Source organism: Kribbella capetownensis, from assembly GCF_004331485.1.
Classification (GTDB): Bacteria; Actinomycetota; Actinomycetes; order Propionibacteriales; family Kribbellaceae; genus Kribbella; species Kribbella capetownensis.
This window is the reverse complement of the sequence record NZ_SJKD01000013.1, coordinates 37,248-63,301: the sequence shown is the minus strand read 5'-3', so window position 1 is coordinate 63,301 and position 26,054 is coordinate 37,248. Positions and strand designations below refer to the sequence as shown.

The window sequence follows — 26,054 nt, the reverse complement described above, 5'->3', positions numbered from 1 at the left end:
GATTAACTAAGGTTGCGCTCACCTCACTCGGAAGGACGTATGGAGATGACCGCGGAAGTTGCGGAGACACAGTCGGAGATCCACCACTCGCACCGCGACGTGACCGGTGGCTGGCTGCGGCCGGCGACATTCGGCGTGATGGACGGCCTGGTGTCGAACTTCGCCCTGGTCGCCGGTGTGGTCGGCGGCGGGGCGACCGGCAAGATCGTGATCATGACCGGGCTGGCCGGCCTGGTCGCCGGGGCCTGTTCGATGGCGTCGGGCGAGTTCACCTCGGTCTCGTCGCAGACCGAGCTGATGAAGGCCGAGATCGAGGTGGAGCGGCGCGAGTTGCGGATCCACCCGGAGGAAGAAGAGCGCGAGCTCGCGATGATGTACGAGGCGAAGGGCCTGCGCCCGGAGCTCGCCGCCCAGGTGGCTCGTGAGCTGACCGTCAACGCGGATGTGGCGCTCGAAGTCCACGTGCGCGAAGAACTCGGTGTCGACCCCAACGACCTGCCGTCGCCGTGGGTGGCGGCCGGGTCCTCGTTCGCCGCGTTCGCCCTGGGGGCGCTGGTCCCGCTGATCCCGTTCATCTTCGGTGCCGGATCCGTGCTGCCTGCGCTGCTGCTGAGTGCGATCGGTCTGGTCGTCACCGGCGGGATCGTCGGCAAGATCACCGCCCGCCCGTTCTGGTACGGCGGTGGGCGGCAACTGCTCCTGGGTGGCTTGTCGGCCGCGGTCACGTTCGCGATCGGACTGGCAGTCGGGACCGGATTGTCATGAACCTGTTCGTCACGGCCCTGGTGAAGCAGGTGCCGAAGGGTGATCACAGTGGGCGCCTCGACGCCGACGGCCGGCTCGAACGGGCCGGCGCGGTCACCGAGATGAACCCCTGGTGCCGCCGGGCCGTCGCGCAGGCGGTCCGGCTGGCCCGGGAGTCCGGCGGTCGCAGTACGGCGGTCACCATGGGTCCGCCCGTGGCGGCCGACGTACTGCGTGAGGCTCTGGCCTGGGGAATCGACGACGCCGTGCACCTGACGGATCCTGCGTTGGCCGGATCGGACTGTCTTGTCACGGCTCGGGCTCTGGCGTCGACTGTTGCGCTGCTGGACGAGCCGCCGGACCTCATCCTTGTCGGAGCCAGCTCGGTCGACGGCAGCACCGGCGCGGTCGGTGCGATGCTCGCGGAGATCCTTGGTCTGCCCTTCACTGGTCCGGTTCTGACTCTAGAGCCGGACTCCAGCGGGAAGCAGCTGCGGACCACCGTCCAATACGACACAGGCACTGAGTCCGTCGTAGTAGATCTGCCTGCCGTTGTCGCGGTCGCTGAACGCTCGTGCGACCCGTGCAAGGCGCCGCCCGAGACCTGGTCGCCGACGGCCGTCATCCGCGAAGTCACCACCGCCGACCTCGCCCCAGCCGACTGGGGCCTCACCGGCAGCCCGACCAAGGTCGCCCAGGTCCACCCGGCCCCCCTCACCCGCGACCCCGTCATCTTCCGAGGCAACCCCCAAACCCAAGCCACCCGAGCCATCACAGAACTCCTCTCCCGAGGCTCCTTCACCCCCAAACCCGCCGCCCCCTCCGCCCCCGTCCCAGACGCACTCCACCAGGCGGGAGCTGAGGTGGTGGTGTTGGTCGGGCCGGGGCCGGAGGCAGGGACTCGGGCGTTGCTGGGTGCGGCGGCGGCTCTCGCTGCCGAGGTCGGTGGAACCGTGACCGCAGTGAGAACAGCCGACAGCACCGACGACCTCGCTCGCTGGGGAGCCGACTCGGTGGTCATGCTCACCGCTGACGAGCCCCGTCCCGTCGCCGCAGCACTCGCCGAATGGATCGCGGACCGTGAGCCGTGGGCCGTACTCGGCGCCGCGCTCCCCTGGGACCGTGAAGTGCTCGCCCGAGTCGCAGTCGCCTCCGGTGCCGGGTTGATGTCAGACCTCATCAGCCTGAGCGTGACCAATGGTACGACGCCACGCCTGGCCGGACTGAAGCCGTCAGGCGGTGGCACCCTCGCCGAGATCATCAGCCACGGCTCACCACAGATCGCCACCCTCCGGACCGGCCTGCTCCCGCTGCGCACGCCAAGAGCCGACCGCACGCTCAAGGAGCACACGCTCCCCGTGGCCGAGGACCCCGCGCTGCGACGCGCAGAACGCCGTACCGGCAACGAAGGTGACGCGCTGGACCGGGCCGAGGTCGTCATCAGCGTCGGCCGAGGCGTCTCACCCGACACGTACGCCGAACTCGAGCCGATGCGCGTCCTCCTGGGCGCCGAGCTCGCCGCCACCCGGAAGGTCACCGACCAAGGCTGGATGGCGCACGGCCGGCAGATCGGCATCACCGGACGCAGCGTCGCACCGCGGATGTACGTCGCGGTCGGACTGTCCGGGAACCTGAACCACCTGGCCGGCGCAAGCCGGGCCGGGACGGTAGTGGCCATCAACACCGATCCGGCGGCGGAGGTCTTCGCGCACTGCGACGTCGGTCTGGTCGCGGACTGGCGGGAGGTGATGCCGTTTCTCGTCGAGGGGATCCGGAGTCGTGTCAGCGGATAACCTGTCCGGCATGGCAACCCGTCGTACCAAGCCCAAGAGTCCCGCAGCGGAGAGCTGGCTGCTGCTCATCTACAAGGTGCCGAGCGAATCCTCGCGGGCGCGGGTGGCGGTGTGGCGGGAGCTGAAGCGGCTCGGCGGGTTCTATGTGCAGCAGGCCGTGTGCGTGCTGCCGGACCGCGACGAGCTGCGTGCCGGCATGGAGAAGGTGCGGGAGAAGGTGACCGAGCTGGGTGGCTCGAGTGTCTTCCTCACCCTGACCGATGTCGACGACGACGCCCGCGAGCAGTTCGTGGACGGCTTCCGCGGCCAGTCCGCGAAGGAGTACGCCGAGATCGTCGAGGAGTGCGAGACCAAGTTCGTCAAGGAGATCGAGTTCGAGCGGTTCCGGGAGAACTACACCTTCGAGGAGGCCGAGGAGATCCGCCAGGACCTGGAGAAGCTCCGCCGGTGGCTGACCAAGGTGGAGGGCCGGGACTGGATGGATGCCGAGGGCAAGGACCTGGCCCGGGCCAAGGTGGCCGACTGTGAGCGTCTGCTGGAGGAGTTCGAGGCGGACGTCTACGAACGCACCGAGGGCACGGTCTGACCAGAGCCCACTCAGGCGCTCTCGGTCCGGTTGGTGCGCTTGCGAGCGCGCCGTTGGGCCGGCAGGTTCAGGGCCACCTCGTCGGCGCGGGAGAAGCCCATCAGCTCCTCACGCAACTGGTTCATCCGGTCGGTCGTCTCCAGCGAACGGTTCTGGTCCCGTGCCGCCACGGCGATCACCAGTGCCTCGAGCAGGATCAGCACGGTGGCCTGGCTGGTGAACGTCCCCGGACGGCTCATCGGCGCCGACAGCACCGAGTCGACCTGGTCGCGCAACGCCTCACCGAGGGTGTCGGTGATGAGGATTGCGCGGGCACCGACCTCGGCGCACAGGTCGAGGATGACGCGGGTCTCCACGATGATCCGGTTGTGGGCGATCACGATCACCACGTCCTCGGGACCGAGCATCAGCAGCCGGTCGGCCAGCCGGTAGCCGGTGTCGGTCGCGGTCCGCGCGCGGCGGCCGATGCGGGTCAGGTGGGTCGCGGTGTACGCCGAGATCCCGTCCAGGCCGGCGAAGCCGCAGATCACGGTCTCGCGGGCCTGGTCGATCAGTTCGACGGCGTGCTCGAACGCCTGCGGGTCGATCGAGCGTTCGGCTTGCTGGAGCCGCTCGACGTGGTCGCGCAGGGTCGCGGTGAGGATCCCTTCGGCGCCGTCTTCGAACGACTCGAGGCTGTTGCTGAGCCGGTTGGCGGGCGTCAGCAGGGCCTGCAGTTCGCCCTGTAGCGATCGCTTCAGGCCCGGCAGGCCGTCGAAACCCAGCGCCTTGGCGGTCCGGACGACGCTGGCGTCGCTGGTGCCGGTGGCGCGCCCGAGTTCCTCGGCCGAGGAGAACGCGGCCTCCTGCGGGTGGGCCGACAGGTACTCGGCGATCCTGCGCTCGGTCGCGGTCAGTGCGTCGATTCGGCTCGCCACCCGCTCCGGCAGGGTGGGTGCCTTGGTCTTGGCCACGGTGGTCCTCCGGCTCCCAGTTGTGCCTGTCAGTACGCAGATCATGTCACCCGGATCGGTTTGTCACCGCCAGGTAAACGATGACGCGACCCGTTGACAGCGATTGTAGCAATCACTACCGTCAGACGAATATTCGTAGTGAACACAACGAACAAACGGTTCGAGTCAAGTCCCGTCCACTCCCTGGAGCGACTTCCGTGTCACAGCTTCCGACGATCGACATCTCCGGCGCCGACGCCCGCGACCGCGGCCGGCAGTACGGCGAGGGCGCGCGTTCGCTGATCGAGCGCTCGCTGGCGTTCTATGCCGAGTCCGTCCCCCGTGCCACCGGGCTGCCCTGGGCCGAGGTGCTGGAGCGGGCGCCGCGCTGGGTCCCGGTGATCGAGCCGATCGCGCCCGGCCTGCTGGACGAGGTCCGTGGCATCGCCGAGGGGTCCGGACGCACCTTCGCGGAGATCCTCGCGCTGAACAGCCGGGGCGAACTGACCCGGGGCAACCCGTTCGAGGACACCGCCGCGAAGGAAGAGCGTGACGACGGCTGTACGTCGTTCGCGATCCTCCAGCAGGCCAACCCGCTCGGACATGTCTGGGCCGGACAGAACTGGGACCTGTGGGCCGGAGTGGCGGACACCGTCGTACTCCTGCGGGTCTCGCAGCCCGGCAAGCCGACCGTGATCGGTCACGTCGAGGCCGGCCAGCTGGCTCGGCACGGTGCCAACTCGGCCGGCCTCGCGCTGAACGCCAACGGCCTCGGCGCCGGGTTCGGCTCAGGCCTCAGCGTCCCCGGCACGTTCGTGCGCCGGATGGTGCTGGAGAGCTGGGACATGTACGACGCCCTGCAGGTGGTCTTCAACGCCCGGCAGAGTCTGTCCAGCAACCTGCTCCTCACCCATCGCGAAGGCTTCGCCATCGACGTGGAGACGACGCCCGGCCGGCACGGCTGGATGTATCCGACCGACGGGTTGCTGGTGCACGGCAACCACTTCCAGGCCTTCGTCCCACCCCAGCTCAACGAGACCTACAAACCGTTCTCGGTGGATTCGCTCTACCGGGTGCCGCGCGTCGAGGAGGGCCTGCGTCAGGTCCGCCGCGACGGCACCACCGAGAAGGCTGTCGAGACCATCGTGCAAACGACGATGAGCGACCATTTCAGTCACCCCAACGCCGTCTGCCAGCACGTCGATCCGCGCCGGCACGAGCTCGACCGTTACGCCACGATCGTGTCCAGCCTGGTCGATCTGACCACTGGCACCTACCGGCTGACCCCCGGCCTGCCCTGCAGCAACAGCTACCAGCAGGCTCCCTGGAACCTCTACGACGGACCCGGTCTCTCCGACCGGCCGGACGTCGACGACCCGGCGCTGTCCCTCGCCGTGGCCGGATGAAACCCACCCCTGCAAGGCATTGTCGACATCAGGAGCGAATGCCATGGTCCACCGATCCTCGAGCTTGCGGCGCGTTCTCGCCGCCGTCACTCTGACCGCCGCAGCTGCCGCGGTCGCCCTGACCGGCTGCGGCGCCGCGGCCTCATCTTCCACCGGTGCGGCGCCGAACGCCGACCGCGCCGCGGCTGCCGAAGGCGTCAGCCCGGATGTCAACCTGGAGCAGTGCGGGAAGGCGACCCGTACCGTCAAGCACGACCTGGGCACCACCACGATCACGGGCAACCCGGTCAGGGTGGTGGCGCTGGAGTACTCCTTCGTCGACGCCCTGGTCGCGGTCGGGATGTCGCCGGTCGGTGTCGCCGACGACGACCAGCCGAAGCGGATCATCCCCGCTCTGCGCGACAAGGTCGGCGAGTACAAGTCGGTCGGCCTGCGGGCGACGCCGAACATCCAGGTGATCACCGCGCTGAAGCCGGACCTGATCGTGGCCGACAGCGGCCGGCACAAGGCGATCTACGCCCAGCTGTCCAAGATCGCGCCGACCATCGCCTACGCCAGCCTCAACGGCAACTACCAGCAGGTGCTGGACAGCGAGATGTCGACCGCCATCGCGGTGAACAAGTGTGACGAGATGAAGACCCGGCTCGCCGAGCACGCCAAGTTGATGACCGACCTGAAGGCCAAGGCGCCCGAGGGTGAGAACCGCAAGGCGCTGTTCGTCCGCGCGTCGGAGAAGGGCTTCACCGGCTTCCCGCCGAAGGGCTACACACCGGGCGTCTTGTCGGTGATCGGGATCAACTCGTCGCTGCCGGACGAATCCGGCGACGCGTCGGTCTCGCTGACCCTCGAGACGCTGGTCGCCAACAAGCCGGACGTGATGTTCATCGCCCCCAACGACGGACCGACGCTGCGGGACCAGTGGACCAAGAGCCCGCTGTGGAAGGAGATCCCCGCGGTGAAGAACAACGCGACCTTCGACGTCGACCCGAACGAGTGGTCCCGGTCGCGCGGTCTGATCGCCTCTGAAGTGGTCGCTCAGGAAGCCGTCAAACTCCTCTACGGGAAGTGACATGTCCTTGTCGGTGGGCACTGCGCCCAAATCTTCCGAGGACGCCGCGCACAAGCGTCCGAAGATCGTCACCAACAAGCAGCGGGTCACCTGGGTGACTCTGGTGCTGCTGGTGGTGGTCGTGGCCGGCGTCGCGTGGGGACTGTCGATCGGCAGTCAGCACATCTCGCTGGCGCGGCTGCCGGGAGCGCTCATCAAGGCCGACCAGCCCGATGAGCTGATCCTCCAGTCGATCCGGCTGCCGCGGGTGGTGCTGGCGCTGTGCGTCGGCGCCGCCCTGGCGGTGGCGGGCGCGCTGATGCAGGCCGTCGCGGCGAACCCGCTGGCGGCGCCGGAGATCATGGGCGTCAACGCCGGCGCGGTCTTCGTCGTCGTACTGGCGATCACTGTGGTGCCGTCGCTGAGCGGTGCGCCGACGATCCTGCTGGCGTTCGGCGGCGCGGCCGTGGCCGGTGTGTCGGTGATGCTGCTGGCCGGTTCAGGCAGCGGCCGGGTCAGTCCGGTCCGGCTCGCGCTGGCAGGTGTCACGGCCAGCAGCCTGTTGATCTCGCTGACACAGGTGCTGATCATCTTCGACGAGAACTCGACCGACAGTGTGTTGTTCTGGCTGGTCGGTGGAGTCAACTTCGGCACCTGGCAGGACGTTCGCAACCTGCTGCCGTGGTTGGTGCTGGGCTTGATCGGTGCGTTCGCGATGGCACGGCCGCTGAACCTGCTGGCGCTGGGCGATGACATGGCGCGTGGTCTCGGCCAGAACGTCGAGCGGACCCGGATGATCGGGTCGGCGCTCGTGATCGTGCTGTGTGGCGCGGCGGTGTCCGTGGCCGGTCCAGTCGCGTTCATCGGTCTGATCGTGCCGCACATCATGCGCCGGATCGTCGGTTCCAGCTACACCGTTCTGCTGCCGCTGTGTGCGGTCGGTGGCGGCGTGCTGGTCCTGTACGCCGACATCCTGTCCCGCTACGTCAAGCCGCCGTTCGAAGTACCGGCCGGCGTGGTGACCGCCCTGATCGGCGCACCGATCTTCGTGTACCTGGCCCGTCGGCAGAAGGTGACCTCATGACGAGTACGGCGATTCTGGCGCAGCACGTACGCCGTACCTCGCTGGCCAAGCGGCATCCGGCCATCCTGATGGGATCGCTCGGTGTGCTCGCGATTGTGCTGAGCTTCTACAGCCTCAGCGTCGGTGCCACCGACGTCTCGATGGGTGATGTCTTCAACGCGGTCATCGGTAACACCAGCGACCAGGCGGCGCAGATCGTGGTGCAGTTCCAGTTGCCGCGGGTGCTGCTCGCGTGGCTGGTCGGCATCGCGCTGGCGGTGTCCGGCGGCGTCATGCAAGGTGTCATTCGCAACCCGCTCGCCGCACCCGATGTCGTCGGTGTCACCAAGGGAGCCGGATTCGCGGGCATGCTGTTGCTGCTGGCGATTCCCGGCATCCCGGTGTTCGCAGTCGTCCCGGCCGCGTTCGTGGGCGGCCTGGTCGCGGCCGCCTTGGTGTATCTGCTGGCTTACCGCCGCGGAGCGACGCCGGTCCGGATCGCGCTGGTCGGTATCGCGGTCAGCGCCGCCTTCGAGGCCGGTATCCGGTTCCTGCTGGTGCGCAACCCGCTGGACGTGAGTGCCGCGTTGATCTGGTTGACCGGCAGCTTGTTCGGACGGTCGATGAGCTCGGTGCTGCAGATCCTGCCGTGGGTGCTGGTACTGGTGCCGCTGATCGTGATCTGGGCCCGCAAGCTCGATGTCCTCGGTCTCGGCGACGACCTGGCCGCCGGACTCGGCGAACCGGTCGAGAAGACGCGGCGGGTTCTGCTGCTGTTCGCGGTCGCGCTGGCCTCGGCCGCGGTGGCGGTGTCCGGCACGATCGGCTTCGTCGGACTGATCGCCCCGCACATGGCTCGCCGCGTGTTCGGTGGCCGGCACCTGGCGTCGATCCCGTCTGCCGCGTTGTTCGGCGTACTGCTGATGCTGTTCGCGGACATGATCGGCCGCGGCCTCGCACCTCCCCTCGAGATCCCGGCCGGCCTGGTGACAGCGGTCGTCGGTGGCCCGTACTTCCTCTACCTGCTCGTGAAGACCGGAAAGTAGGAACCGCCATGCGTCTGCAGGCACAAGGCGTCCAGCTCGCCTATGACCAGAAGGTCATCGCCCAGGACCTGACCCTGACCATCCCGGACGGGAAGGTCAGCGTGCTGATCGGTCCCAACGGCTCCGGCAAGAGCACCGCGCTGCGAGCCCTGGCCCGGTTGCTGCCGCCGGCCAAGGGGAGTGTGATCCTGGACGGGAAGTCGATCCAGGACACCCCGACGAAGGAGGTGGCCCGGCTGCTCGCGATCCTGCCGCAGGTCTTGGTCACGCCCGAGTCGATCTCGGTCGAGGACCTGGTCTGGTTCGGCCGCCACCCGCACCGCACGTCACTCAAGGTGCCCAGTCAGGCCGACAAGGAGACCGTCGAGTGGGCGATGGAGGTGACCAGTACGGCGGAACTGCGGCATCAGCACGTGGACCAGTTGTCCGGTGGTCAGCGCCAGCGCGTCTGGATCGCGCTCTGCCTCGCGCAGGGTACGGACCTGATCCTGCTCGACGAGCCCACCACGTACCTGGATGTCGCCTACCAACTCGAGGTGCTGGACCTGTTGCACCAGCTCAATCAGGAGCAGGGTAAGACGGTGGCGATGGTGCTGCACGACTTCAACATGGCGGCGGAGTACGCCGACCACGTGTTCGTGATGAAGTCCGGCAGCCTCGTCACCCAGGGCACGCCGGAGGACGTGTTCACCTGCGACACCATCCGGGACGTGTTCGGGGTGGAGTCGAAGGTGGTCCCGCACCCGGTCAGTGGCAAGCCGATGTGTATCCCGCTGCGAGCCGGCCTCCGGGCCCAGCTCTTGGGCTGTGCCTGATGGTCTCCCGCCTACTGCGCGGCACTCGGCACGGCACCTGGCCGCAGCCCAGTCGCAACCGGATAAGGAGTACTGCATGACGTTGAGCCCCGCGGAAGCGGCCGAGCGGTCGGAACGGGTCGCACCGAAGCTGCGTGAACACCTGCCGCTCACGCCGTTCGTCCGCTACGGCGCGTTCAGTGACGAGCTCGGCGCCGAGGTGCTGGTGAAGTCCGAGCACCTGCAGCGCACCGGCTCGTTCAAGGCACGCGGTTCGATGGCGAAGATCCTGACGCTCACCGACGAGCAGCGCCAGGCCGGTGTGGTGACCGCCTCGACCGGGAACCACGGACTCGGTGTCGGCAACGCACTCGCGACCCTCGGCGGGCACGGCATCGTCTACCTGCCGGAGAACGCGTCGCCGAGCAAGGTCGCCGCGCTGCGCCGGCTCGGCCTGGAACTACGGGCCGAGGGCAACGATTCGGGCGTGCTCGAACCGAAGGCCCGGGCCTACGCGGACGAGCACGGGCTGACCTACGTGCCGCCGTACAACGACCCGGACATCATCGCCGGGCAGGGTACGGTCGCGGTGGAGATCCTCGAGCAACTCGGTGGTGAGCCGCTCGACGCGGTGGTGGTCGCGGTCGGTGGCGGCGGACTGATCAGCGGCGTCGCGTCGGTGCTCAAGAAGAACCTGCCCGGTATCCGCGTGTACGGCGCCTCGCCGGTCCGCGACGACGCGATGGCGGCGTCGGTCCGAGCCGGCGAGATCGTCCAGGTCGACGCCCAGGCGACCCTGTCCGACGGTACGGCGGGCAGCGTCGAACCGGGCAGCATCACGTTCGAGCTGTGCCGCGAACTGGTCGACGACTGGGTGCTGGTCAGTGAGGACGCGATCAGTGCCGCGCTGCGGATGGTGATCGACACCGAGCACCAGTTGATCGAAGGGTCCGCCGCGATGGCCTTCGCCGCCACCCGGGCCCGGCGTACCGAACTCGAGGGCAAGCGCGTCGCCGTGGTGTCCTGCGGCGGCAACATCTCCCCGTCCACGCTGGTGGCCGCGCTGGCCTGACCCTCCCTGCCGATGCACCCGAGGTGACTCCCTGATCACCTCGGGTGCTTCGGCATGGCCGCGGCCGGGTGCGGGCCGGTGTACGAGACGTTCCGTTGACACCTCCGGATCTGTGTAACTATCGTTGCGTGCAACAGATGTTGCAACTGACAGAGGGATGGTGAGAGATGGACGCGGCAACGTGGGGGTTGATCGTCGCAACGTTCGTCGCGTGTTTCGTGGAGATGGTGGAAGCCACCACGATCGTCATGGCGATGGGCTACACGCGGAGCTGGAAGTCGGCGCTGGTCGGGACGTTCGCGGCGCTCGGTGCGCTCGCAGTGGTCACCCTGGCGGCCGGCTACGCGCTGGCTAACTGGCTGCCGGAGTCGGCGCTACAGTTGGCGATCGGTGGCCTGCTGCTGATCTTCGGGCTGCAATGGCTGCGCAAGGCGATCCTCAGATCGTCCGGACGCAAGGCCGTCCACGACGAGGACGCGATCTACCGCGAAGAGGTCGAGGCGGCGAAGGCGGCCGGTGAGAGCAAGGGCGGCCTGGACCTGTTCGCCTTCATGGTCTCGTTCAAGGGCGTCTTCCTGGAGGGCATGGAGGTCGTGTTCATCGTGCTCACCTTCGGCCTGAACGCGGACAACATCCCGGGCGCCAGCCTGGGTGCGGCCGCGGCCGTGGTGATCGTGCTCGGCATCGCGATCGCGCTGCGCCGGCCGCTGTCGATGATCAACGAGAACCTGCTCAAGTACGGCGTCGGCCTGCTGCTCGCGTCGTTCGGGACCTACTGGGCCGTCGAGGGCATCGGGATCTTCCGCGACGGCCGCGAGAGCCTCGACTGGCCGGGCCACGACCTGATGATCCTGGTCCTGATCGCGGCCTGGCTGCTGCTCAGCCGGATCTTCGTGGCCGTGCTGCGCAAGCCCGCCGTACCGGCGCCTGTCCTGGCCGGCGACATCCCTGTGGAGGTGAAGAAATGAGGTTCCTCAAGGCATTCGGCCAGTTCTGGTACGACTTCATCATCGGTGACGACTGGAAGATCGCGGTGGCCGTGGTGCTGTCGCTCGTCGTCCTGTTCGCCGCGATGACGGCCGGAGTGTTCGGTGACACCGGACTCACCCTGCTCGGCGGCGCACTGATCGTCGTCGCGTTCAGCATCAGCCTGGCCATCGACGTACGACCGAAGAAGCGCTGAAAACCCAAGCCCTGTTGACGATCGGCCCCGGCCGCGCCTGTGCGCGACCGGGGCCGTCGTACGTCCGGAAACGATGCTCTGTAGCAATCACAACATCTATTCAAAATCTCGTAGTATCTGCTACGGTGAGGCGAGGCGCCGATCCATCCGTCCCCGAACCGGAGGTCCGACCGTGACTCCTTCCCAACCTGAGCAGGTGAGCGTGCCGTGATGCGCGACACCGCCGAGACCGTGCTGGCCCTGCTGCCCACGGACGTGCAGTACGGCGACATCCGGGTGGTCCGGCGCACCCACGAACAGGTCCTCGTCGAGCTGGACGGTCCGGGCGAGGTCGGGTACGACGACTCGCTCGGCCTCGGGCTCCGGGTGCTGATCGGCGGCCAGTGGGGCTTCGCCGCCACCCACCGGCTGGACCCCCGCGGCCTCGACGCCGTGATCGCGCAGGCGGTCGGCCAGGCGCGGGCGACCGGCGGAGGCGGCCACGTGAACCTCGGCGAGCCGGTGACGACCCGGGCCACCTGGTCGTCGCCGATGCGGATCGACCCCTTCGAGGTCCCGCTGAGCACCAAGCTCGACCTGCTGTCCGCCACCGTGAAGGAGGCGTCGACCGCGGGTCCGCTGGTCCAGCAGATCGAGGCCTCGATCGACTTGTACCGCGACGAGAAGGTGTTCGCGAACACCGAGGGCGCGCTGATCGAACAGACCCTGACCGAGAGCGGCGGCGGCCTGATGGTGAACGCCGGCAACGGCGACGACCTGCAGCGCCGGTCCTTCCCGCAGGGCGTCCCGCGGCAGATCCGCGGCCAGCGTGGCGACTTCGCCACCGCCGGCTGGGAGCACGTCGAGTCGCTCGGCCTGGTGGAGAACGCGGCCCGGGTCGCGTCCGAGGCGGTCGCGCTGCTGACCGCGCCGCAGTGCCCGGACGAGATCACCACACTCATTGCCGGAGGCAACCAGCTGGCCATGGTGCTGCACGAGTGCGCCGGCCACCCGATGGAGGCCGACCGCGCACTCGGCACCGAGGCCAGCTTGGCCGGCGGTACGTACGCGACGCCCGAGCGCCGGGGCAACTTCCGCTGGGGTTCGCCGATCGTCTCGGCGTACGCGGACGCGACCATCCCCGGTGGACTCGGCTCCTTCGGATACGACGACGAGGGCGTGCCGGCCCAGCGCACCCAGTTGGTCAAGGACGGGATCTTCCTCGGCTACATGTCCGGCCGGGAGTCGTCGGCGGCGCTCGGCGATCAGCCGACCGGCGCGTCCCGGGCCGACGGCTGGCAGCGGCTGCCGCTGGTGCGGATGACGAACATCTGCCTGGAGCCGGGGGAGTCGTCGCTCGAGGAGATGATCGCCGGCACCAAGCGCGGCATCCTGGTCGACACCAACCGCGGCTTCTCGATCGACGACCAGCGGATGTCGTTCCGCTTCACCACCGAGCTCGGCTGGGAGATCCGCGACGGCAAGCTCGGCCGGCTGCTGAAGAACTGCAGCTACCAGAGCGTGACCCCGGAGTTCTGGGCCGGACTGGACGCACTCGGCGGACCGGACGAGTGGAAGCTGCACGGCGTTCCGTCGTGCAACAAGGGCGAGCCGCTGCAGGTGGCTCATGTCGGTCACGGCACCGTGCCGGGACGTTTCCAGAACGTGCAGGTGGGACGATGAGCATCGAGCGGACAGACATCGAGCAGGCGCTGGAGATCCTCGGGCCGGGCAGCCGGCTGGACGTGCTCGGCGAGAACGCCGACCTGCTCCGGTACGCCGAGTCCGAGATCACCGCACAGCACAGCGAGCGCAGGCTGCGCGTCCGGGTCAAGGTGAACCGGGACGGCCGGATCGCCGGTGGCACCCTGGAGACCCTCGACCCCGAAGCCGTGCGTATCCTCGCCGATCGGCTCAACGCCGCCCTCGCGGAGCTCCCCACTTCGGACTCGACGCACGGCGCGTCCGATCAGCCAGTGGGAGATGGTGAGCAGGTGCCGGTCGAGCCGGCGAAGTCCATCGTCGACTGCGACCCCGCCGTACGGCACGAGTGGTTCAGCACCGTCCGCGACGGTCTCGATCCGGCCGCGCGCCTCGGCGGTGCGATCCGGTACGACGTACTGGACCGTGTCGTTGCCGACTCGACCGGACTGTTCCGGTCCGAGACGTTGACCAAGGCATCGATCCAGGCGATCGCCAAGCAGGATGGGCAGTCCGCGAGCGTCAAGCTGGTGCACCGCGACGCCGACCTCATCCCGGTCGGCGACATCCCCGGCCGGCTGCGTGAAGCGTTGCGTCCGTTGCCGGTGCGCGAGAAGTTCCACGGCAGCTGCCGGGTGCTGCTCAAGCCGTCCGCGGTGAACACGCTGATCGCGACCTTCGGCCTCTGGGCTCTCGGTGCGCAGCACTACGCGAGCGGGCGGTCGGTGCTGACCGGTCGGCTGGGCGAGCAGGTGGTGAGCGAGAACCTCACGTTGGTCGACGACGCCACCGATGCGGCTGGGCTGCTCAGCGGGTTCGATGCTGAAGGCAACGTTCGGCGCCGGACGCCGTTGATCGAGCGCGGGGTGCTGACCGGACTGGTGTCCGACCGGCGCCGGGCCGGCCTGACCGGTGGAATCCCGACTGGTCACGCCGTACCGGATGGCTGGCGGTTCGGCGGCGACCCGGTTCCGTCGCACCTGCTGCTTGACGCGGGTGACGCGACCGAGGACGAGTTGCTCGCCGAGTGCGGTAGCGGCCTGGTGGTGAACCGGCTCGACTACCTGCGGGTGCTGCATCCGAAGCAGACTCTCGTCACCGGCACCACCCGAGACGCCACCTACTGGGCCGAGGACGGCAAGGTGGTTGCATGGCATCCGCAGTTGCGGTTCACCTTCCGCATGGACGAGGTGCTGAACGCCGTACGGGCGGTCGGCGCAGTCCGGGAGATCGGTGACCAGACCTTCATGGACAGCGTGGTCGCCCCGTCCCTGCTGATCGAGGCCGGACCGCTCGTCCTCACCTGATCCAGCAGCGCCCCGTTGTGCGTACGTGCTCAAGCCGCGGGGCGCTGCTGCTCCACCTCCTGGAGGCTTCATGCCGACGGTGACCACGCTGCTGACCGGTCACTTGCTGACCTCGAACCAAGGCAATCCGGCATTCTGCTCGGTGCTCCTGGTCGAGGACGGAAACCAGTGCATCCTGTTCGACTTCGGGCACGTCGGCCGTCGCCGGCACCTGCTCGAGGCGCTGGCGGACCGGGGCCTGGCGCCAGGCGACCTCGACCAGGTGGTGCTGTCCCACGCGCACTGGGACCACGCGCAGAACGTTGACCTCTTCACCGGTGCGCAGGTCTTCATCCATCCTGCTGAGCTGCAACAGTTGCCCGACACTCCGATCGTTCCGCGCTGGACGAAGGCGATGTTCGACGGCCTGGATCTCCGCGAGGCGGTCGAGGGGCATCAGTTGATGCCGGGCGTCGAGATCGTGGAGCTGCCGGGGCACACTCCGGGCTCGATCGGCCTGTCGGTCGTCATCGCTGAGGGAACCGCCGTACTCGCGGCCGATGCGGTTCCGACCCTGGCCGTCCTTCGAGCCTGCCGGGCGTCCGGCCGGCCGTACGATCAAGAGCGCGCGGATGCCTCCGTCGAACGCGTCGCGGCGCTGGCCGACGTCGTGTTCCCGGGTCATGACCAGGCGATCCGCGTCGACGAGAACGGCGAGTTCTCCTACGCGGAGGAGCCGAAGCCGTTGGAATTCAGGGTCCCGTGAGCAGAGGAGTTGCCGTGGACACCATCCCCGAGCGGACGCCGAGCATGCTCGAGGATCCGCCTGAGGTCGACCTCGGTACGGCGGCGCGACTGCTGCGGTCCGAGTACGGCCTCGACGCCGAGGTGACCGAGCTGCGCAGTGAGCGGGACCGGAACTTCCTCGCCGAGGCCGGCGGGCAGCGGCTCGTGGTCAAGGTGTCGAACTCCGGCGACGATCCGGAGCAGATCGCGATGGAGTGCGCCGCGATGGACCACGTCGCGGTGGTCGATCCCGGCCTGCCGATCCCGCGTGTGGTGACCAGCATCGACGGTCGCCCGGTGGTGATGGTCGACGCCGCGGACGGCCGCAAGCACCAGGTCCGGGTGATGACGGTGATGCCTGGCCAGGTCGCCGATCTCGCCGCGCTGCCCGAGTGGTTCGCGGCCGACTTCGGTGCGGTCGCTGCTCAGCTGACCCGCGCATTGCAGGGCTTCGGCCATCCAGCGGCGTACCGGCGGCTGGACTGGGATCCGCGCATCGTCACAAGCCTTCGCGCGTACGCCGATCGGCTGCCGGAAGAGTATCGCCGGGAACCGATGCGGAGACTGCTCGATCGCTTCGAAGGACTCGATGCGGCAACCCGGGCACTGCCCGGATCCGTGCTGCACGGCGACGTGACGTTGAGCAATGTGCTGATGCAGGACGGCGGCATCACGGGCGTGATCGACTTCGGCGACATGCACCACACCGCCCGTGTCGCCGAGTTGGCGATCAGTCTGACCTCGTTGCTGCGGGAGTCCGACGACCTGTGGGCGGACGCCGGCCGCTTCCTCGACGGGTATCAGCGAGTGCTTCCGCTCGAGCCGGCGGAGGTGGAGCTGATCGGCGAGCTGGTGCTCGCTCGGTCCGCGGCCAGTGTGCTCATCTCGGCTTGGCGTGCACCGCTCTATCCGGACAACGAGGAGTACCTGACCAGCTTGGTAGCAGGGAGCTGGCGGATCCTCGACCTGTTGAGCGCTGTGGAGCCAGCCGACCTCGCGCGGCGCTTCCATCGCCTGTGCGGCACCTCGCGGGTCGCGTCCGCCCAGGCCGCCGATCCGACCCTGCAGGTACGACGTGAGGCCGCGCTCGGCGGTGAGCTGTCGCCGCTGTTCTACCGGCAGCCGTTGCAGGTCGTGCGCGGTGAGGGCGCGTGGATCCACACGGCCGACGGCCGGCGTTATCTCGATGCCTACAACAACGTTCCCGTCGTCGGGCACGCACATCCGGCCGTCGTACAGGCGCTTTCGCGGCAGGCCGCCGTACTGAATCTGAACTCGCGGTATCTGCATCCGAACGTGGTCGAGTTGGCGGAGCGGTTGGTCGCATCGATGCCGGCTGGGTTGGACACGTGTGTGTTCGCGAACTCGGGGAGCGAGGCGAACGACCTGGCCTGGCGGATGGCGCGGGTGGTGACCGGTCGTGATGGCGCGGTCGTCGCGGATCTCTCGTATCACGGGGTCAGCGAGGCGACGGCGGCGTTCTCGACGAACACGTACCCGGCGTCCGCGCGGCCGGCCCATGTGGCTGTGTTCGAGGCGCCTCGAGACCCGTCGGATGACGGGATGGCAGCTGCACAGCGAGTCCGGAGCGCGCGTGGTGACCTGGGGCGGGCGGGCCACGACCTGGCGCTGCTTGCGGTGGACAGTGTGTTCAGCAGTGCGGGGATCCTGACGCCGGGGTCGTCGTTCATGCGTGGGTTGCAGGACGAGGCGCGGGCGTCCGGCGGGTTGTTCCTCGCCGATGAGGTGCAGGCCGGGTTCGGTCGTGGCGGGCAGAACCTGTGGCGGTTCCAGGACTTCGGGCTGACGCCGGACTTCGTCACGCTCGGCAAGCCGATGGGTAACGGGCATCCGGTCGCGGCGCTGATCACCCGGCGGGAGATCGCGGAGGCGTTCGTCGAGGTCGACGAGTACTTCAGCACCTTCGGCGGGAACCCGGTCTCGTGCGTCGCTGCGCTGACCGTGCTGGACGTGATCGAGCAGACCGGTCTGGTCGCTCGCTCCGGAGAAGTCGGTGCGCAGTTGCGGGCCGGGCTGGAGTCGCTGGTGCCGGATCTGCGGGTGCGTGGGCAGGGGCTGATGGTCGGAGTGGAGATCCCGGGTGCCCCTGAGTTCGCCGAGCGCTTGCGGGACAACGGCGTACTCGTCGGGACCACGGGGCCTGGTGGGGGAGTGCTGAAGATCCGGCCGCCGCTGATCTGGGAGTCGTCGCACGTGGAGGTATTCCTGTCGGCATTCGAGGCGGCGCTGCGTTAGCTTGGGCGCGTGCGTGAACTCGTTGTGCTGGGCACCGGAAGCCAGGTGCCGTCTCGCGAACGCACGCAGAACGGATACTTCCTGCGCTGGGACGACCAGGGATTCCTCTTCGACCCGGGCGAGGGGACCCAGCGACAGATGCTGTACGCCGGGGTCTCGGCCGGTGCGATCACACGACTGTGCGTCACGCACTTCCACGGCGACCACTGCCTCGGCGTACCGGGGATCGTGCAGCGGCTGTCACTGGACGGCGTACAGCATCCCGTGCACGCGCACTACCCGGCGTCCGGGCAGACGTATTTCACCCGACTCCGGTACGCCGCTTCGTTCTTCGAGCGAGCCGAGTTGCTCGAGGAGCCGGTCGAAGACGACGGACTGCTGTCGGTCGGGTCGTTCGGTCAGCTCTGGGCGCGGCGGCTGGAACACCCGATCGAGTCCTTCGGCTACCAGCTGATCGAGCCCGATGGGCGCCGGATGCTTCCCGACAAGCTCGCTGCCGCCGGCATTGCCGGCCCCGCCATCGGCCGGTTGCAACAGGCCGGTTCGCTGGAGGTCGACGGACGGGTGGTCCGGATCGAGGACGTCAGCGAACCGCGCGCGGGCCAGCGCTTCGCGTTCGTCATGGACACCCGGCTCTGCGACAACGTCCTCCGCCTGGCGGAGGGTGCGGACCTCCTGGTGATCGAGTCGACGTACCTGTCGTCGGAGGTGGAGCTGGCCCGCCGCTTCGGCCACCTCACCGCCCGCCAAGCCGCCCGGGTCGCGGCCGAATGTGGTGTGCGGAAGCTGGTCCTCACCCACTTCTCGCAGCGCTACCTGGAACCCGAACGCTTCCACGAGGAAGCGGCCGCCGAGTTCTCCGGCGAGATCGTGGTCGCCTCCGACCTCAGCCGGACCGTGGTCCCGTCCCGCCGCTAGGGCGAACAGTGCATGACGAGCTGGCAAACACAGCTCGGGTTCGGCAACCCCCGCCCTAGCATTGCCCGCGAAGCATTACCCGCCAATGGAAATTGCCGATCACCCAGGAGCGATCTCTCGTGCGCACTCCCCGTCCACTGCCGGCGGCGATCGCACTGGTGGCACTGGGTGCGGTGGTGGCGGTGGCGGTGTGGCGGCCCTGGTCAGGCTCCGCCGACGCGGTCGGTGGCCCGGCCCAGATCACCGTGTCCCGCAGCCAGTGCGGCCAGGGCTGGACCGGCGCGAAGACCGGTCGGCAGACGATCGTCGTCCACAACACCGGCGACGCGGCGGCCGAGGTCGACCTCGTCGAGATGAGCAGCAACAAGGTGTACGGCGAGGTGGAGGGCTTGGGCCCGAACACGAGCGCGCCGATGGACGTGCAGCTCGGCGCCGGGCGGTACGCGATCCGCTGCCTGATCGAGGACACCGACGCGATCACCGCACCGACGGTGACTGTTGCGGGCGATGGGGAGGGCGGTCCGGCCGCGGTCGCCGTCACCAAGAACGACATGTTGCCGCTGGTGAAGCAGTACGAGGCCGCGGTCGCGGGCGGCGTCGCCGATCTGGCAGTCAAGACGGACAAGCTGCGCGCCGACGTGGACGCGGGCAACCTGGCCGCCGCACGGACCGACTGGCTGCCTGCGCACCTGGCGTACAACTCGCTCGGCGCGGCCTACGACGCGTTCGGCGACTTCGCCGACAAGATCGACGGATCCGCCGGCTTCCACCCGTTGGAGAAGGGCCTGTGGCACAACGCTTCCGTCGCCGCCCTGAAGCCGATCGCAGATCAGTTGGCCGCCGACGTCCAGGGCTTGCAGCATGACCTGCCCAACGAACAGGTCGATCCGAACGATCTCGGGCTGCGCGCCCACGAGGTCATGGAGAACGCCCTCCAGTTCGAGCTGACCGGCGAGAACGACCAGGGCAGCGGTACGTCGCTGAACACCGCGCTGGCCAACCTGGACGGTACGGCGAAGGTGCTCGCCATCCTCGACCCGGTGCTCAAGCCCCGTGACCCGGACCTGGCCCAGGTGCAGAAGTGGGAGAGCCGGGTGCGCGCGCTGCTGACCGCGCACCGGAGTACCCCGGTCGCCCGGTTGGACCAGACCTCCCGGGAACAGCTCAACGGCGCGGTCGGCGAACTGTTGGAGCTGCTCGCCCCCGTCGCGGCCATTTGCGAAGTACGGAGGAGTTCATGACCGGCGTCGGGCGTCGATCCTTCCTGCGCGGCGCGCTGGCCGGGGCCGGCGCGGCTGCAGTAACCGGGTTGACCGTGTCCGCCGACGCGGCGACATCGACGGCCGTGGCGTTCCACGGCGTACACCAGGCCGGTATCACCACTGACCCACAGAAGCAGGCGATCTTCGCGTCGTTCGACGTGATCGCCGCCAGCAAGGGTGAGCTCGCCGAGCTGTTCACGACGCTGACCGACCGGGCGCGGCTGCTCACCGCGGGCGGCGCGCTGCCGCCGCTGGGTATCACCGCCCCGCCGGCCGACTCCGGCGTACTCGGCCCGGACATGCCCGGCGACGACCTGACGATCACCGTCGGAGTCGGGGCGTCGCTGTTCGACGACCGGTACGGCCTCAAAGGCCGGAAGCCTGCGAAGCTGACGGCGATGAAGGAGTTCCCCAACGACAGCCTGGACGACAGCCTGTGCCACGGGGATCTGAGCTTGCAGCTGTGCGCGTCGGAGACCGACACCGTGCTGCACGCGCTACGGGACATCGCTCGGCACACCCGCGGCGCGATGCAACTGCGCTGGCGCGTCGACGGCTTCCAGAGCCCGCCGCGGCCGTCGGGCACACAGCGCAACCTGATGGGCTTCAAGGACGGCATCGTGAAGCCGGAGCCGGCCGACCACGACAAGCTCGTGTGGGTGGGCCAGGGGAACGGCGAGCCGGCTTGGACCGACGGCGGCAGCTACCAGGTACTGCGCCAGATCCGGATGCTGGTCGAGTTCTGGGACCGGGTGTCGGTCGGCGAGCAGGAGAACATGTTCGGCCGGCGGCGGGACTCCGGCGCTCCGCTCGACGGCAACAGCGAGAGCGACATCCCCAACTACTCGGCCGACCCGACCGGCGGCGCGATCCCGTTGACCAGCCACATCCGGATGGCCGACCCCCGCACCCCGGACACCGCGGCCAGCCAGTTCCTGCGCCGCGGCTACAACTACGACAAGGGCACCGACTCGGTCGGGGACCTGGACATGGGACTGCTGTTCTGCGCGTACCAGCAGGACATCGCCCGGCAGTTCGAGGCCGTGCAGACCCGGCTGATCGACGAACCCCTCGTCGACTACATCCGGCCGGTCGGCGGCGGGTACTTCTTCGCACTTCCCGGTGTACGGGACAGCAACGACCACTTCGGGCGGTCGTTGCTCGCATGAGTTACTCAGAGGAGAAGGCATGCGTGCAAGACTTCGTGTCGCAGCCACGGCCACAGTGGCCGCGGCCAGCGTGTTGCTGGCCGGCTGCAGCGGCGGCGACACCAACCAGGTGGCCAACGCCGCCTATTCGTACAAGCCGGCCCACCCGGCCACTCCGATCCAGCACGTGGTGGTGATCTTCGGCGAGAACATCTCGTTCGACCACTACTTCGGCACCTACCCGAACGCCACGAACACCGACGGTACGCCGTTCAAGGCGGACCGGCACACGCCCAAGGTGAACGGTCTGTCCAAGCAGTTGCTGACCCACAACCCGAACGCGTACGACCCGAAGCGGCTGGGGTGGTCGCAGGCGCTGACCTGCGACCAGAACCACGGCTACGGTCCGGAGCAGAAGGCCGTCGACGGCCGCAAGATGGACAAGTTCGTCGAGAACACCGAGACGGACAAGTGCACCGGCCAGCCGGTGCTGTTCGGCGAGCCGGGCCTGGTGATGGACTACTACGACGGCAACACCGTCACCGCGATGTGGAACTACGCCCAGCACTATGCGCTGAGCGACAACTCCTTCGACACGGTGTACGGACCGTCCACGCCGGGTGCGCTGAACCTGATCTCCGGCCAGACCCACGGCGTGCAGGCGATGGACCCGAAGACGGGCAAGCCCACCACGGACGCGTACGCCGTACAGTCGCCCGACAAGAACGGCATCGGGACCGTCACCAACGACCCCGACCCGTTCTACGACGACTGCTCCAACAGCAACGGCAAGTCGACGAACAACCTGGCCGCGATGCACGGGCAGAACATCGGCGACCTGCTCAACCAGAAGCACGTCACCTGGGGCTGGTTCCAGGGCGGCTTCAAGCCGACCAGCACCGCCAACGGCAAGGCCGTCTGCGGCGCGCAGCACCCCAACGTCGGCGGCATCGCGGCGCTGGACTACAGCCCGCACCACAACCCGTTCGAGTACTACAAGTCGACGGCGAACCCGAAGCACCTGCCGCCGAGCTCGGTGCAGGCCATCGGTCGCACCGACCAGGCCAACCACCAGTACGACACGTCGGACTTCGACGCGGCCGTGGCAGCCAACAACCTGCCGGCGGTCAGTTTCCTGAAGGCCGGCGAGTACCAGGACGGTCACGCCGGATACTCCGACCCGCTGGACGAGCAGGCGTTCGTGGTCAAGGAGATCAACCAGTTGCAGAAGTCCAAGGAATGGTCGTCGACCGCGGTCGTCGTGGCCTACGACGACTCCGACGGCTGGTACGACCACGTGAAGTCGCCGACAATCAACGGCTCCAAGGACGCAGCGCTCGACCAGTCGGCGCTGTGCGGCAAGGCTCCGGTGTCCGGCGGGTACGCCGACCGCTGTGGCTACGGCCCGCGCCTGCCGCTGCTGGTGATCTCGCCGTACGCGAAGACGAACCACGTCGACCACTCGGTGACCGACCAGACCTCGATCCTGAAGTTCATCGAGGACAACTGGCAGACCGGCCGGATCGGCGACCACTCGTTCGACCAGCGCGCCGGCAGCCTGAGCGGCATGTTCGACTTCCGGCACCCGAGCAAGCAGAAGCTGATCCTGAACGCGACGACCGGGGCCGTCGTCAGCAACCACTAAAGGTGATCGGCGACGAAGTCGTCGATCAGTGCATTGACCTCGGTGGGAGATTCGAGGGCAGCCAGGTGTGCCGACTGTTCGAGTACGACGAAACGCGCACCGGGAATCGAGTCCGCCATCTCCTCGGTCTCTGACACCGGGAACGTCGCGTCTTCCGCGCCGGCAACGACCAACACAGGAGTGCGAATGCGACCGAACAGGTCGCGTTGGTCGGGCCGGCGCGGAACGACGCTGGTCACCGCATGCCTGCCGGAGTCGATGTTCACCCGACTGGCAAGCTCATTGACCGCGGCAACGACTTCGGGCATGTCTCGTTTGGCCGTCGGGCCGAGAAAAGCGTCGCGGACCGGGTTCTTCAGCGGTTCGCGGATCCCGCCGAGCAGCTGAGCCGACCGAGTCAGTACGCCGTACTCGAACTTCTGCCTGAGGCCGGCCGGTGAGGCGGTCGCGTTCATGAGTACGGCGATGCCGGTCCGGTCCGGGTGGAGTGCGGCGAACGTGCCACCGATCATCCCGCCCCAACTGTTGCCGATGACATGTACTCGGCCGACGCCGAGCTCGTCGATGATCGCGCGGATCACGTCAGCGCACTGCTCGAAGCTGAACGGTCCGGTCAGTGCCGAGCTCCCGCCATGTCCCGGTGGATCGACGAGCACGACCTGAAACCGGTCGATGAAGTGTGCTGCCTGGGCCGACCACAGTGTGCCGTCCATCAGCAGGCTCGGCCAGAACAGCATCGCCGGCCCTTCGCCGCCGACCCGCAACCGGATCCGCCCCAGCACGGTCTCGACGTACCGATCCTCCACCCCCGCGAGCAGCATGACTGAACGCTACCGCTCAGCTCGGCGGCACCGCGGCAGTCAGGCGAGTCGTCAACTCTTTGACGTGGGCAATGAGTTCCGGCGGCGACTGGACCTGGAACGGATAGCCGAGCAGGCCGATGTGCAGCACTAGTTCGTCCAGCGCGTTGGCGCCGGTGTCGACCTGCGTGGTACTCGCGTTGATCGGCGTCACCGTCGCGACGCTCGGCGCCAGCCGATCCGCGATCACCTCCACGGGCGCCTCGATGACGAAGCGCGCCTGGTAGCGATAACCACCCGACGCCACCCCACGCGCGGTCGCGTCCAGATCGGGGACCTCGCGAGCCGTGAACCGCGGCCCGGTCGGGATCCGCGGCTCCAGCCGGTCGAGCCGGAACGTACGCCAGTCGTCGCGGTCAAGGTCCCACGCCACCAGGTACCACCGCCGCCCGGTGTGCACCATCCGATGCGGCTCCGTCGTACGACGTCCCGCCGTACCGTCATGACTGCGATAGTCGAACCGCAGCCGCTGTCGATCGCGACAGGCCTCCGCCACCGCGAGCAAGACCTCCGGCCGCACAGTCGCTCCGCCCGACGGCATGACGGCGATTGCCTGCAGCAACTTGACCCGATGCCGCAACCGCGATGGCAGCACTTGTTCGAGCTTGGTCAACGCCCGGACCGACGACTCCTCGATGCCGGCAACGCTGCCGGTTGCGGCCGCTCTGAGTCCGATCGCGACCGCCACCGCCTCGTCGTCGTCGAGCAGCAACGGCGGTAGCGCGGCGCCGGCCCCGAGCCGGTAGCCGGCCACTCCCGGTACGGCGTCGACCGGGTATCCGAGGTTGCGCAACTTGTCCACGTCCCGGCGGACGGTCCGGACGCCGACGCCGAGCTCGGTGGCCAGGTCGGCTCCACTCCAGTCCCGTGGGGACTGCAGCAGCGACAGCAGCTTGAGCAGTCGAGCGGAGGTTTCCAGCATGCTCAGATTCTGCCATCCAGCTAGGACTGAAGCTGTCCTAACTAGGTGAGAGAGTCGAAGCATGATCAAGCCATTCAGCATCGACATCCCGCAGAGCACCCTCGACGACCTGACTGCTCGCCTCGAGAACACCCGGCTGCCGGCCGCGCTCCCGGGTGACGACTGGGACACCGGCGTACCGGTCTCCTGGCTGGCCGAACTGGTCGACTACTGGCGAACCGGCTACGACTGGCGCGCGGCGGAGGCGGAGCTCAACGCGTATCCGCAGTTCACGACCGTGATCGACGATCAGCAGATCCACTTCCTGCACGTGAGGTCGCCGGAGCCGGACGCCCTTCCGCTGATCCTGACGCACGGCTGGCCCGGATCGGTCGTCGAGTTCCTGGACCTGATCGGGCCGCTCACCGACCCGGCGTCGTTTGGTGGGGTGGCTTCGGACGCGTTCCATCTGGTGATCCCGTCGCTGCCGGGCTTCGGATTCTCCGGACCGGTGTCGAAGCGCGGCTGGACGCGCGAGCAGATCGGCCGCACCTGGGCCAGGTTGATGGATCGCCTCGGCTACGAACGGTACGGCGTACAGGGCGGTGACATCGGTGGTGCGGTATCACCCGAGGTGGCGCGGGCGGCCAGCGACCACGTCGTCGGCGTACACACCAACGGTGGGCCCTCGTTGCCGCCGTTCCCGCTGAGCGACGACGAACTGAAGACGCTGACGCCGCTGGAGCAGGACCGGATCGCGCGGATCGGCGAGTTCATGCAGGAGGAGTTCGGCTACATCGCGATCCAGTCGACCAGGCCGCAGACGCTGGCCTACGGGCTGGTGGACTCGCCGGTCGGGCAGCTCGCCTGGATCATGGACAAGTTCCGCGCCTGGACCCACCCGATGGAAACGTTGCCTGATGCAATCATCAGCAGGGATCGGCTGCTCACCAACGTGATGTTCTACTGGCTCAACGGGACGGCGGGGTCGGCAGCGCTGGTCGGGTACGCCGAGCAGGAGCCGTGGGGAGCGCACAAGGAGAACTCCGGCGTCCCGACCGCAGTGCTGGCCACCGCACACGACGTCGCGATCCGCCGCTACGCCGAGCGCGACAACACCATCACCCGCTGGACCGACCTGGACCACGGCGGCCACTTCGCCGCCCTGGAAATCCCCGACGTACTCCTCACCGACGTCCGCGACTTCTTCCGCAACCTGCGCTAACCCATCGACCACCACCCGCACTCCGAGACCGAACACCCGCCGGCGCCGTCGCCCTAGACGGCGCCGGCCACCACGGCCAGCAGGTTGTAAGTGGAGTCGGTAGGGCGCCCCAGCCACCAACTCCGGCCAGCAACCCCAGCCGCTAACTCCGGCCAGCAACCCCAGCCGCTAACTCCGGCCACCAACCCCAGCAGTTAACTCCGGCCGCCAACCCCAGCCGCCGAGCCTGGCTGCCAACCCCAGCCTCAGCCGCCAGCGCCAGCCTCAGCCGTCACCCCCAGCTGCCGAGCCTGGCTGCCACCCCCAGCCTCAGCCGCCAGCGCCAGCCTCAGCCGTCACCCCCAGCTGCCACCCCAGCCATCGGGCCCAGCAGCTAGGCCCGTGGGGATCCGGCTCCGGCGTCCCGGCGTTCTGATGGCT

Annotated in this window: 23 protein-coding genes; 20 read left to right on the top strand and 3 right to left on the bottom strand. The window is 68.4% G+C overall.

The window, feature by feature from the left end:
• Positions 1-45 precede the first annotated feature (45 nt).
• The 3 genes from E0H75_RS38865 to E0H75_RS38855 are packed head-to-tail and all read left to right on the top strand — an operon-like array spanning position 46 to position 3,123.
• The gene (locus E0H75_RS38865; protein ID WP_131518737.1) at positions 46-765 is read left to right on the top strand and encodes a VIT1/CCC1 transporter family protein; all 720 of its coding nucleotides are present in this window, start codon (positions 46-48) and stop codon (positions 763-765) included.
• Complete coding sequence (locus E0H75_RS38860) at positions 762-2,537, top strand: FAD-binding protein (RefSeq protein WP_131518736.1); 1,776 nt, start codon at positions 762-764, stop codon at positions 2,535-2,537. The genes E0H75_RS38865 and E0H75_RS38860 overlap by 4 nt, the downstream gene beginning before the upstream one ends.
• Positions 2,538-2,547: 10 nt before the next feature.
• The gene (locus tag E0H75_RS38855) at positions 2,548-3,123 is read left to right on the top strand and encodes a Chromate resistance protein ChrB (protein ID WP_131362706.1); all 576 of its coding nucleotides are present in this window, start codon (positions 2,548-2,550) and stop codon (positions 3,121-3,123) included.
• An 11-nt stretch (positions 3,124-3,134) separates the two neighbouring features.
• On the opposite strand, the gene E0H75_RS38850 is transcribed toward E0H75_RS38855, so the two are convergent.
• Positions 3,135-4,076, bottom strand: coding sequence for a MurR/RpiR family transcriptional regulator (locus E0H75_RS38850; RefSeq protein WP_165554369.1), 942 nt, complete (start codon positions 4,074-4,076; stop codon positions 3,135-3,137).
• 197 nt (positions 4,077-4,273) lie between these two features.
• Between E0H75_RS38850 and E0H75_RS38845 the strand changes: the two genes are divergently transcribed.
• The 16 genes from E0H75_RS38845 to E0H75_RS38770 all read left to right on the top strand — a co-directional run bounded on the left by E0H75_RS38845 (position 4,274) and on the right by E0H75_RS38770 (position 22,648).
• Positions 4,274-5,461: a C45 family autoproteolytic acyltransferase/hydrolase gene (locus tag E0H75_RS38845; RefSeq protein ID WP_202873393.1), complete on the top strand. Its 1,188-nt coding sequence runs from the start codon at positions 4,274-4,276 to the stop codon at positions 5,459-5,461.
• A 43-nt stretch (positions 5,462-5,504) separates the two neighbouring features.
• Positions 5,505-6,530 (top strand): ABC transporter substrate-binding protein, encoded by a 1,026-nt coding sequence (locus tag E0H75_RS38840; protein WP_131518733.1) that lies wholly within the window; start codon positions 5,505-5,507, stop codon positions 6,528-6,530.
• A 1-nt stretch (position 6,531) separates the two neighbouring features.
• Positions 6,532-7,593: a FecCD family ABC transporter permease gene (locus tag E0H75_RS38835; protein WP_131518732.1), complete on the top strand. Its 1,062-nt coding sequence runs from the start codon at positions 6,532-6,534 to the stop codon at positions 7,591-7,593.
• Positions 7,590-8,618: a FecCD family ABC transporter permease gene (locus E0H75_RS38830; RefSeq protein ID WP_131518731.1), complete on the top strand. Its 1,029-nt coding sequence runs from the start codon at positions 7,590-7,592 to the stop codon at positions 8,616-8,618. The genes E0H75_RS38835 and E0H75_RS38830 overlap by 4 nt, the downstream gene beginning before the upstream one ends.
• 8 nt (positions 8,619-8,626) lie before the next feature.
• Positions 8,627-9,433, top strand: coding sequence for an ABC transporter ATP-binding protein (locus E0H75_RS38825; RefSeq protein WP_131518730.1), 807 nt, complete (start codon positions 8,627-8,629; stop codon positions 9,431-9,433).
• Between the two features lie 76 nt (positions 9,434-9,509).
• Positions 9,510-10,484: a pyridoxal-phosphate dependent enzyme gene (locus E0H75_RS38820; protein WP_131518729.1), complete on the top strand. Its 975-nt coding sequence runs from the start codon at positions 9,510-9,512 to the stop codon at positions 10,482-10,484.
• 167 nt (positions 10,485-10,651) lie between these two features.
• On the top strand, positions 10,652-11,452 hold the full coding sequence (locus E0H75_RS38815) for a COG4280 domain-containing protein (RefSeq protein WP_131518728.1): 801 nt from the start codon (positions 10,652-10,654) through the stop codon (positions 11,450-11,452).
• Complete coding sequence (locus E0H75_RS38810) at positions 11,449-11,667, top strand: hypothetical protein (protein ID WP_131518727.1); 219 nt, start codon at positions 11,449-11,451, stop codon at positions 11,665-11,667. Before E0H75_RS38815 ends, E0H75_RS38810 begins: the two co-directional genes overlap by 4 nt.
• 210 nt (positions 11,668-11,877) lie before the next feature.
• Entirely contained in the window at positions 11,878-13,329 is a 1,452-nt protein-coding gene (locus E0H75_RS38805; protein ID WP_131518726.1) for a TldD/PmbA family protein, read from the top strand.
• Entirely contained in the window at positions 13,326-14,654 is a 1,329-nt protein-coding gene (locus tag E0H75_RS38800; RefSeq protein ID WP_131518725.1) for a metallopeptidase TldD-related protein, read from the top strand. The genes E0H75_RS38805 and E0H75_RS38800 overlap by 4 nt, the downstream gene beginning before the upstream one ends.
• Before the next feature lie 70 nt (positions 14,655-14,724).
• Positions 14,725-15,399 (top strand): MBL fold metallo-hydrolase, encoded by a 675-nt coding sequence (locus E0H75_RS38795; RefSeq protein WP_131518724.1) that lies wholly within the window; start codon positions 14,725-14,727, stop codon positions 15,397-15,399.
• A gap of 14 nt (positions 15,400-15,413) precedes the next feature.
• Positions 15,414-17,675, top strand: a complete 2,262-nt coding sequence (locus tag E0H75_RS38790) for an aminotransferase class III-fold pyridoxal phosphate-dependent enzyme (RefSeq protein ID WP_131518723.1) — start codon at positions 15,414-15,416, stop codon at positions 17,673-17,675.
• Between the two features lie 9 nt (positions 17,676-17,684).
• Positions 17,685-18,593, top strand: coding sequence for a ribonuclease Z (locus E0H75_RS38785; RefSeq protein WP_131518722.1), 909 nt, complete (start codon positions 17,685-17,687; stop codon positions 18,591-18,593).
• Between the two features lie 119 nt (positions 18,594-18,712).
• Positions 18,713-19,834, top strand: a complete 1,122-nt coding sequence (locus E0H75_RS38780; protein WP_202873392.1) for an EfeM/EfeO family lipoprotein — start codon at positions 18,713-18,715, stop codon at positions 19,832-19,834.
• Positions 19,831-21,024 (top strand): iron uptake transporter deferrochelatase/peroxidase subunit, encoded by a 1,194-nt coding sequence (efeB, locus tag E0H75_RS38775; RefSeq protein WP_131518721.1) that lies wholly within the window; start codon positions 19,831-19,833, stop codon positions 21,022-21,024. The genes E0H75_RS38780 and efeB overlap by 4 nt, the downstream gene beginning before the upstream one ends.
• Positions 21,025-21,043: 19 nt before the next feature.
• Complete coding sequence (locus tag E0H75_RS38770; protein WP_131518720.1) at positions 21,044-22,648, top strand: phospholipase C; 1,605 nt, start codon at positions 21,044-21,046, stop codon at positions 22,646-22,648.
• On the opposite strand, the gene E0H75_RS38765 is transcribed toward E0H75_RS38770, so the two are convergent.
• Positions 22,645-23,469 (bottom strand): alpha/beta fold hydrolase, encoded by an 825-nt coding sequence (locus E0H75_RS38765; protein ID WP_131518719.1) that lies wholly within the window; start codon positions 23,467-23,469, stop codon positions 22,645-22,647. The genes E0H75_RS38770 and E0H75_RS38765 overlap by 4 nt on opposite strands.
• A 16-nt stretch (positions 23,470-23,485) precedes the next feature.
• Positions 23,486-24,430, bottom strand: a complete 945-nt coding sequence (locus E0H75_RS38760) for a helix-turn-helix transcriptional regulator (protein WP_131518718.1) — start codon at positions 24,428-24,430, stop codon at positions 23,486-23,488.
• A 61-nt stretch (positions 24,431-24,491) separates the two neighbouring features.
• On the opposite strand from E0H75_RS38760, the gene E0H75_RS38755 reads away from it, so the two are divergent.
• Positions 24,492-25,634, top strand: a complete 1,143-nt coding sequence (locus tag E0H75_RS38755; RefSeq protein ID WP_131518717.1) for an epoxide hydrolase family protein — start codon at positions 24,492-24,494, stop codon at positions 25,632-25,634.
• Positions 25,635-26,054: the final 420 nt, after the last annotated feature.

Excerpts from the sequence above, each read along its gene's own strand:
- E0H75_RS38865 (WP_131518737.1), top strand. The coding sequence starts at position 46 with ATGACCGCGGAAGTTGCGGAGACACAGTCGGAGATCCACCACTCGCAC.
- E0H75_RS38860 (WP_131518736.1), top strand. The coding sequence starts at position 762 with ATGAACCTGTTCGTCACGGCCCTGGTGAAGCAGGTGCCGAAGGGTGAT.
- E0H75_RS38855 (WP_131362706.1), top strand. The coding sequence starts at position 2,548 with ATGGCAACCCGTCGTACCAAGCCCAAGAGTCCCGCAGCGGAGAGCTGG.
- E0H75_RS38840 (WP_131518733.1), top strand. The coding sequence starts at position 5,505 with ATGGTCCACCGATCCTCGAGCTTGCGGCGCGTTCTCGCCGCCGTCACT.
- E0H75_RS38835 (WP_131518732.1), top strand. The coding sequence starts at position 6,532 with ATGTCCTTGTCGGTGGGCACTGCGCCCAAATCTTCCGAGGACGCCGCG.
- E0H75_RS38830 (WP_131518731.1), top strand. The coding sequence starts at position 7,590 with ATGACGAGTACGGCGATTCTGGCGCAGCACGTACGCCGTACCTCGCTG.
- E0H75_RS38825 (WP_131518730.1), top strand. The coding sequence starts at position 8,627 with ATGCGTCTGCAGGCACAAGGCGTCCAGCTCGCCTATGACCAGAAGGTC.
- E0H75_RS38820 (WP_131518729.1), top strand. The coding sequence starts at position 9,510 with ATGACGTTGAGCCCCGCGGAAGCGGCCGAGCGGTCGGAACGGGTCGCA.
- E0H75_RS38815 (WP_131518728.1), top strand. The coding sequence starts at position 10,652 with ATGGACGCGGCAACGTGGGGGTTGATCGTCGCAACGTTCGTCGCGTGT.
- E0H75_RS38810 (WP_131518727.1), top strand. The coding sequence starts at position 11,449 with ATGAGGTTCCTCAAGGCATTCGGCCAGTTCTGGTACGACTTCATCATC.
- E0H75_RS38805 (WP_131518726.1), top strand. The coding sequence starts at position 11,878 with ATGCGCGACACCGCCGAGACCGTGCTGGCCCTGCTGCCCACGGACGTG.
- E0H75_RS38800 (WP_131518725.1), top strand. The coding sequence starts at position 13,326 with ATGAGCATCGAGCGGACAGACATCGAGCAGGCGCTGGAGATCCTCGGG.
- E0H75_RS38795 (WP_131518724.1), top strand. The coding sequence starts at position 14,725 with ATGCCGACGGTGACCACGCTGCTGACCGGTCACTTGCTGACCTCGAAC.
- efeB (WP_131518721.1), top strand. The coding sequence starts at position 19,831 with ATGACCGGCGTCGGGCGTCGATCCTTCCTGCGCGGCGCGCTGGCCGGG.
- E0H75_RS38770 (WP_131518720.1), top strand. The coding sequence starts at position 21,044 with ATGCGTGCAAGACTTCGTGTCGCAGCCACGGCCACAGTGGCCGCGGCC.
- E0H75_RS38765 (WP_131518719.1), bottom strand. The coding sequence starts at position 23,469 with ATGCTGCTCGCGGGGGTGGAGGATCGGTACGTCGAGACCGTGCTGGGG.
- E0H75_RS38760 (WP_131518718.1), bottom strand. The coding sequence starts at position 24,430 with ATGCTGGAAACCTCCGCTCGACTGCTCAAGCTGCTGTCGCTGCTGCAG.
- E0H75_RS38755 (WP_131518717.1), top strand. The coding sequence starts at position 24,492 with ATGATCAAGCCATTCAGCATCGACATCCCGCAGAGCACCCTCGACGAC.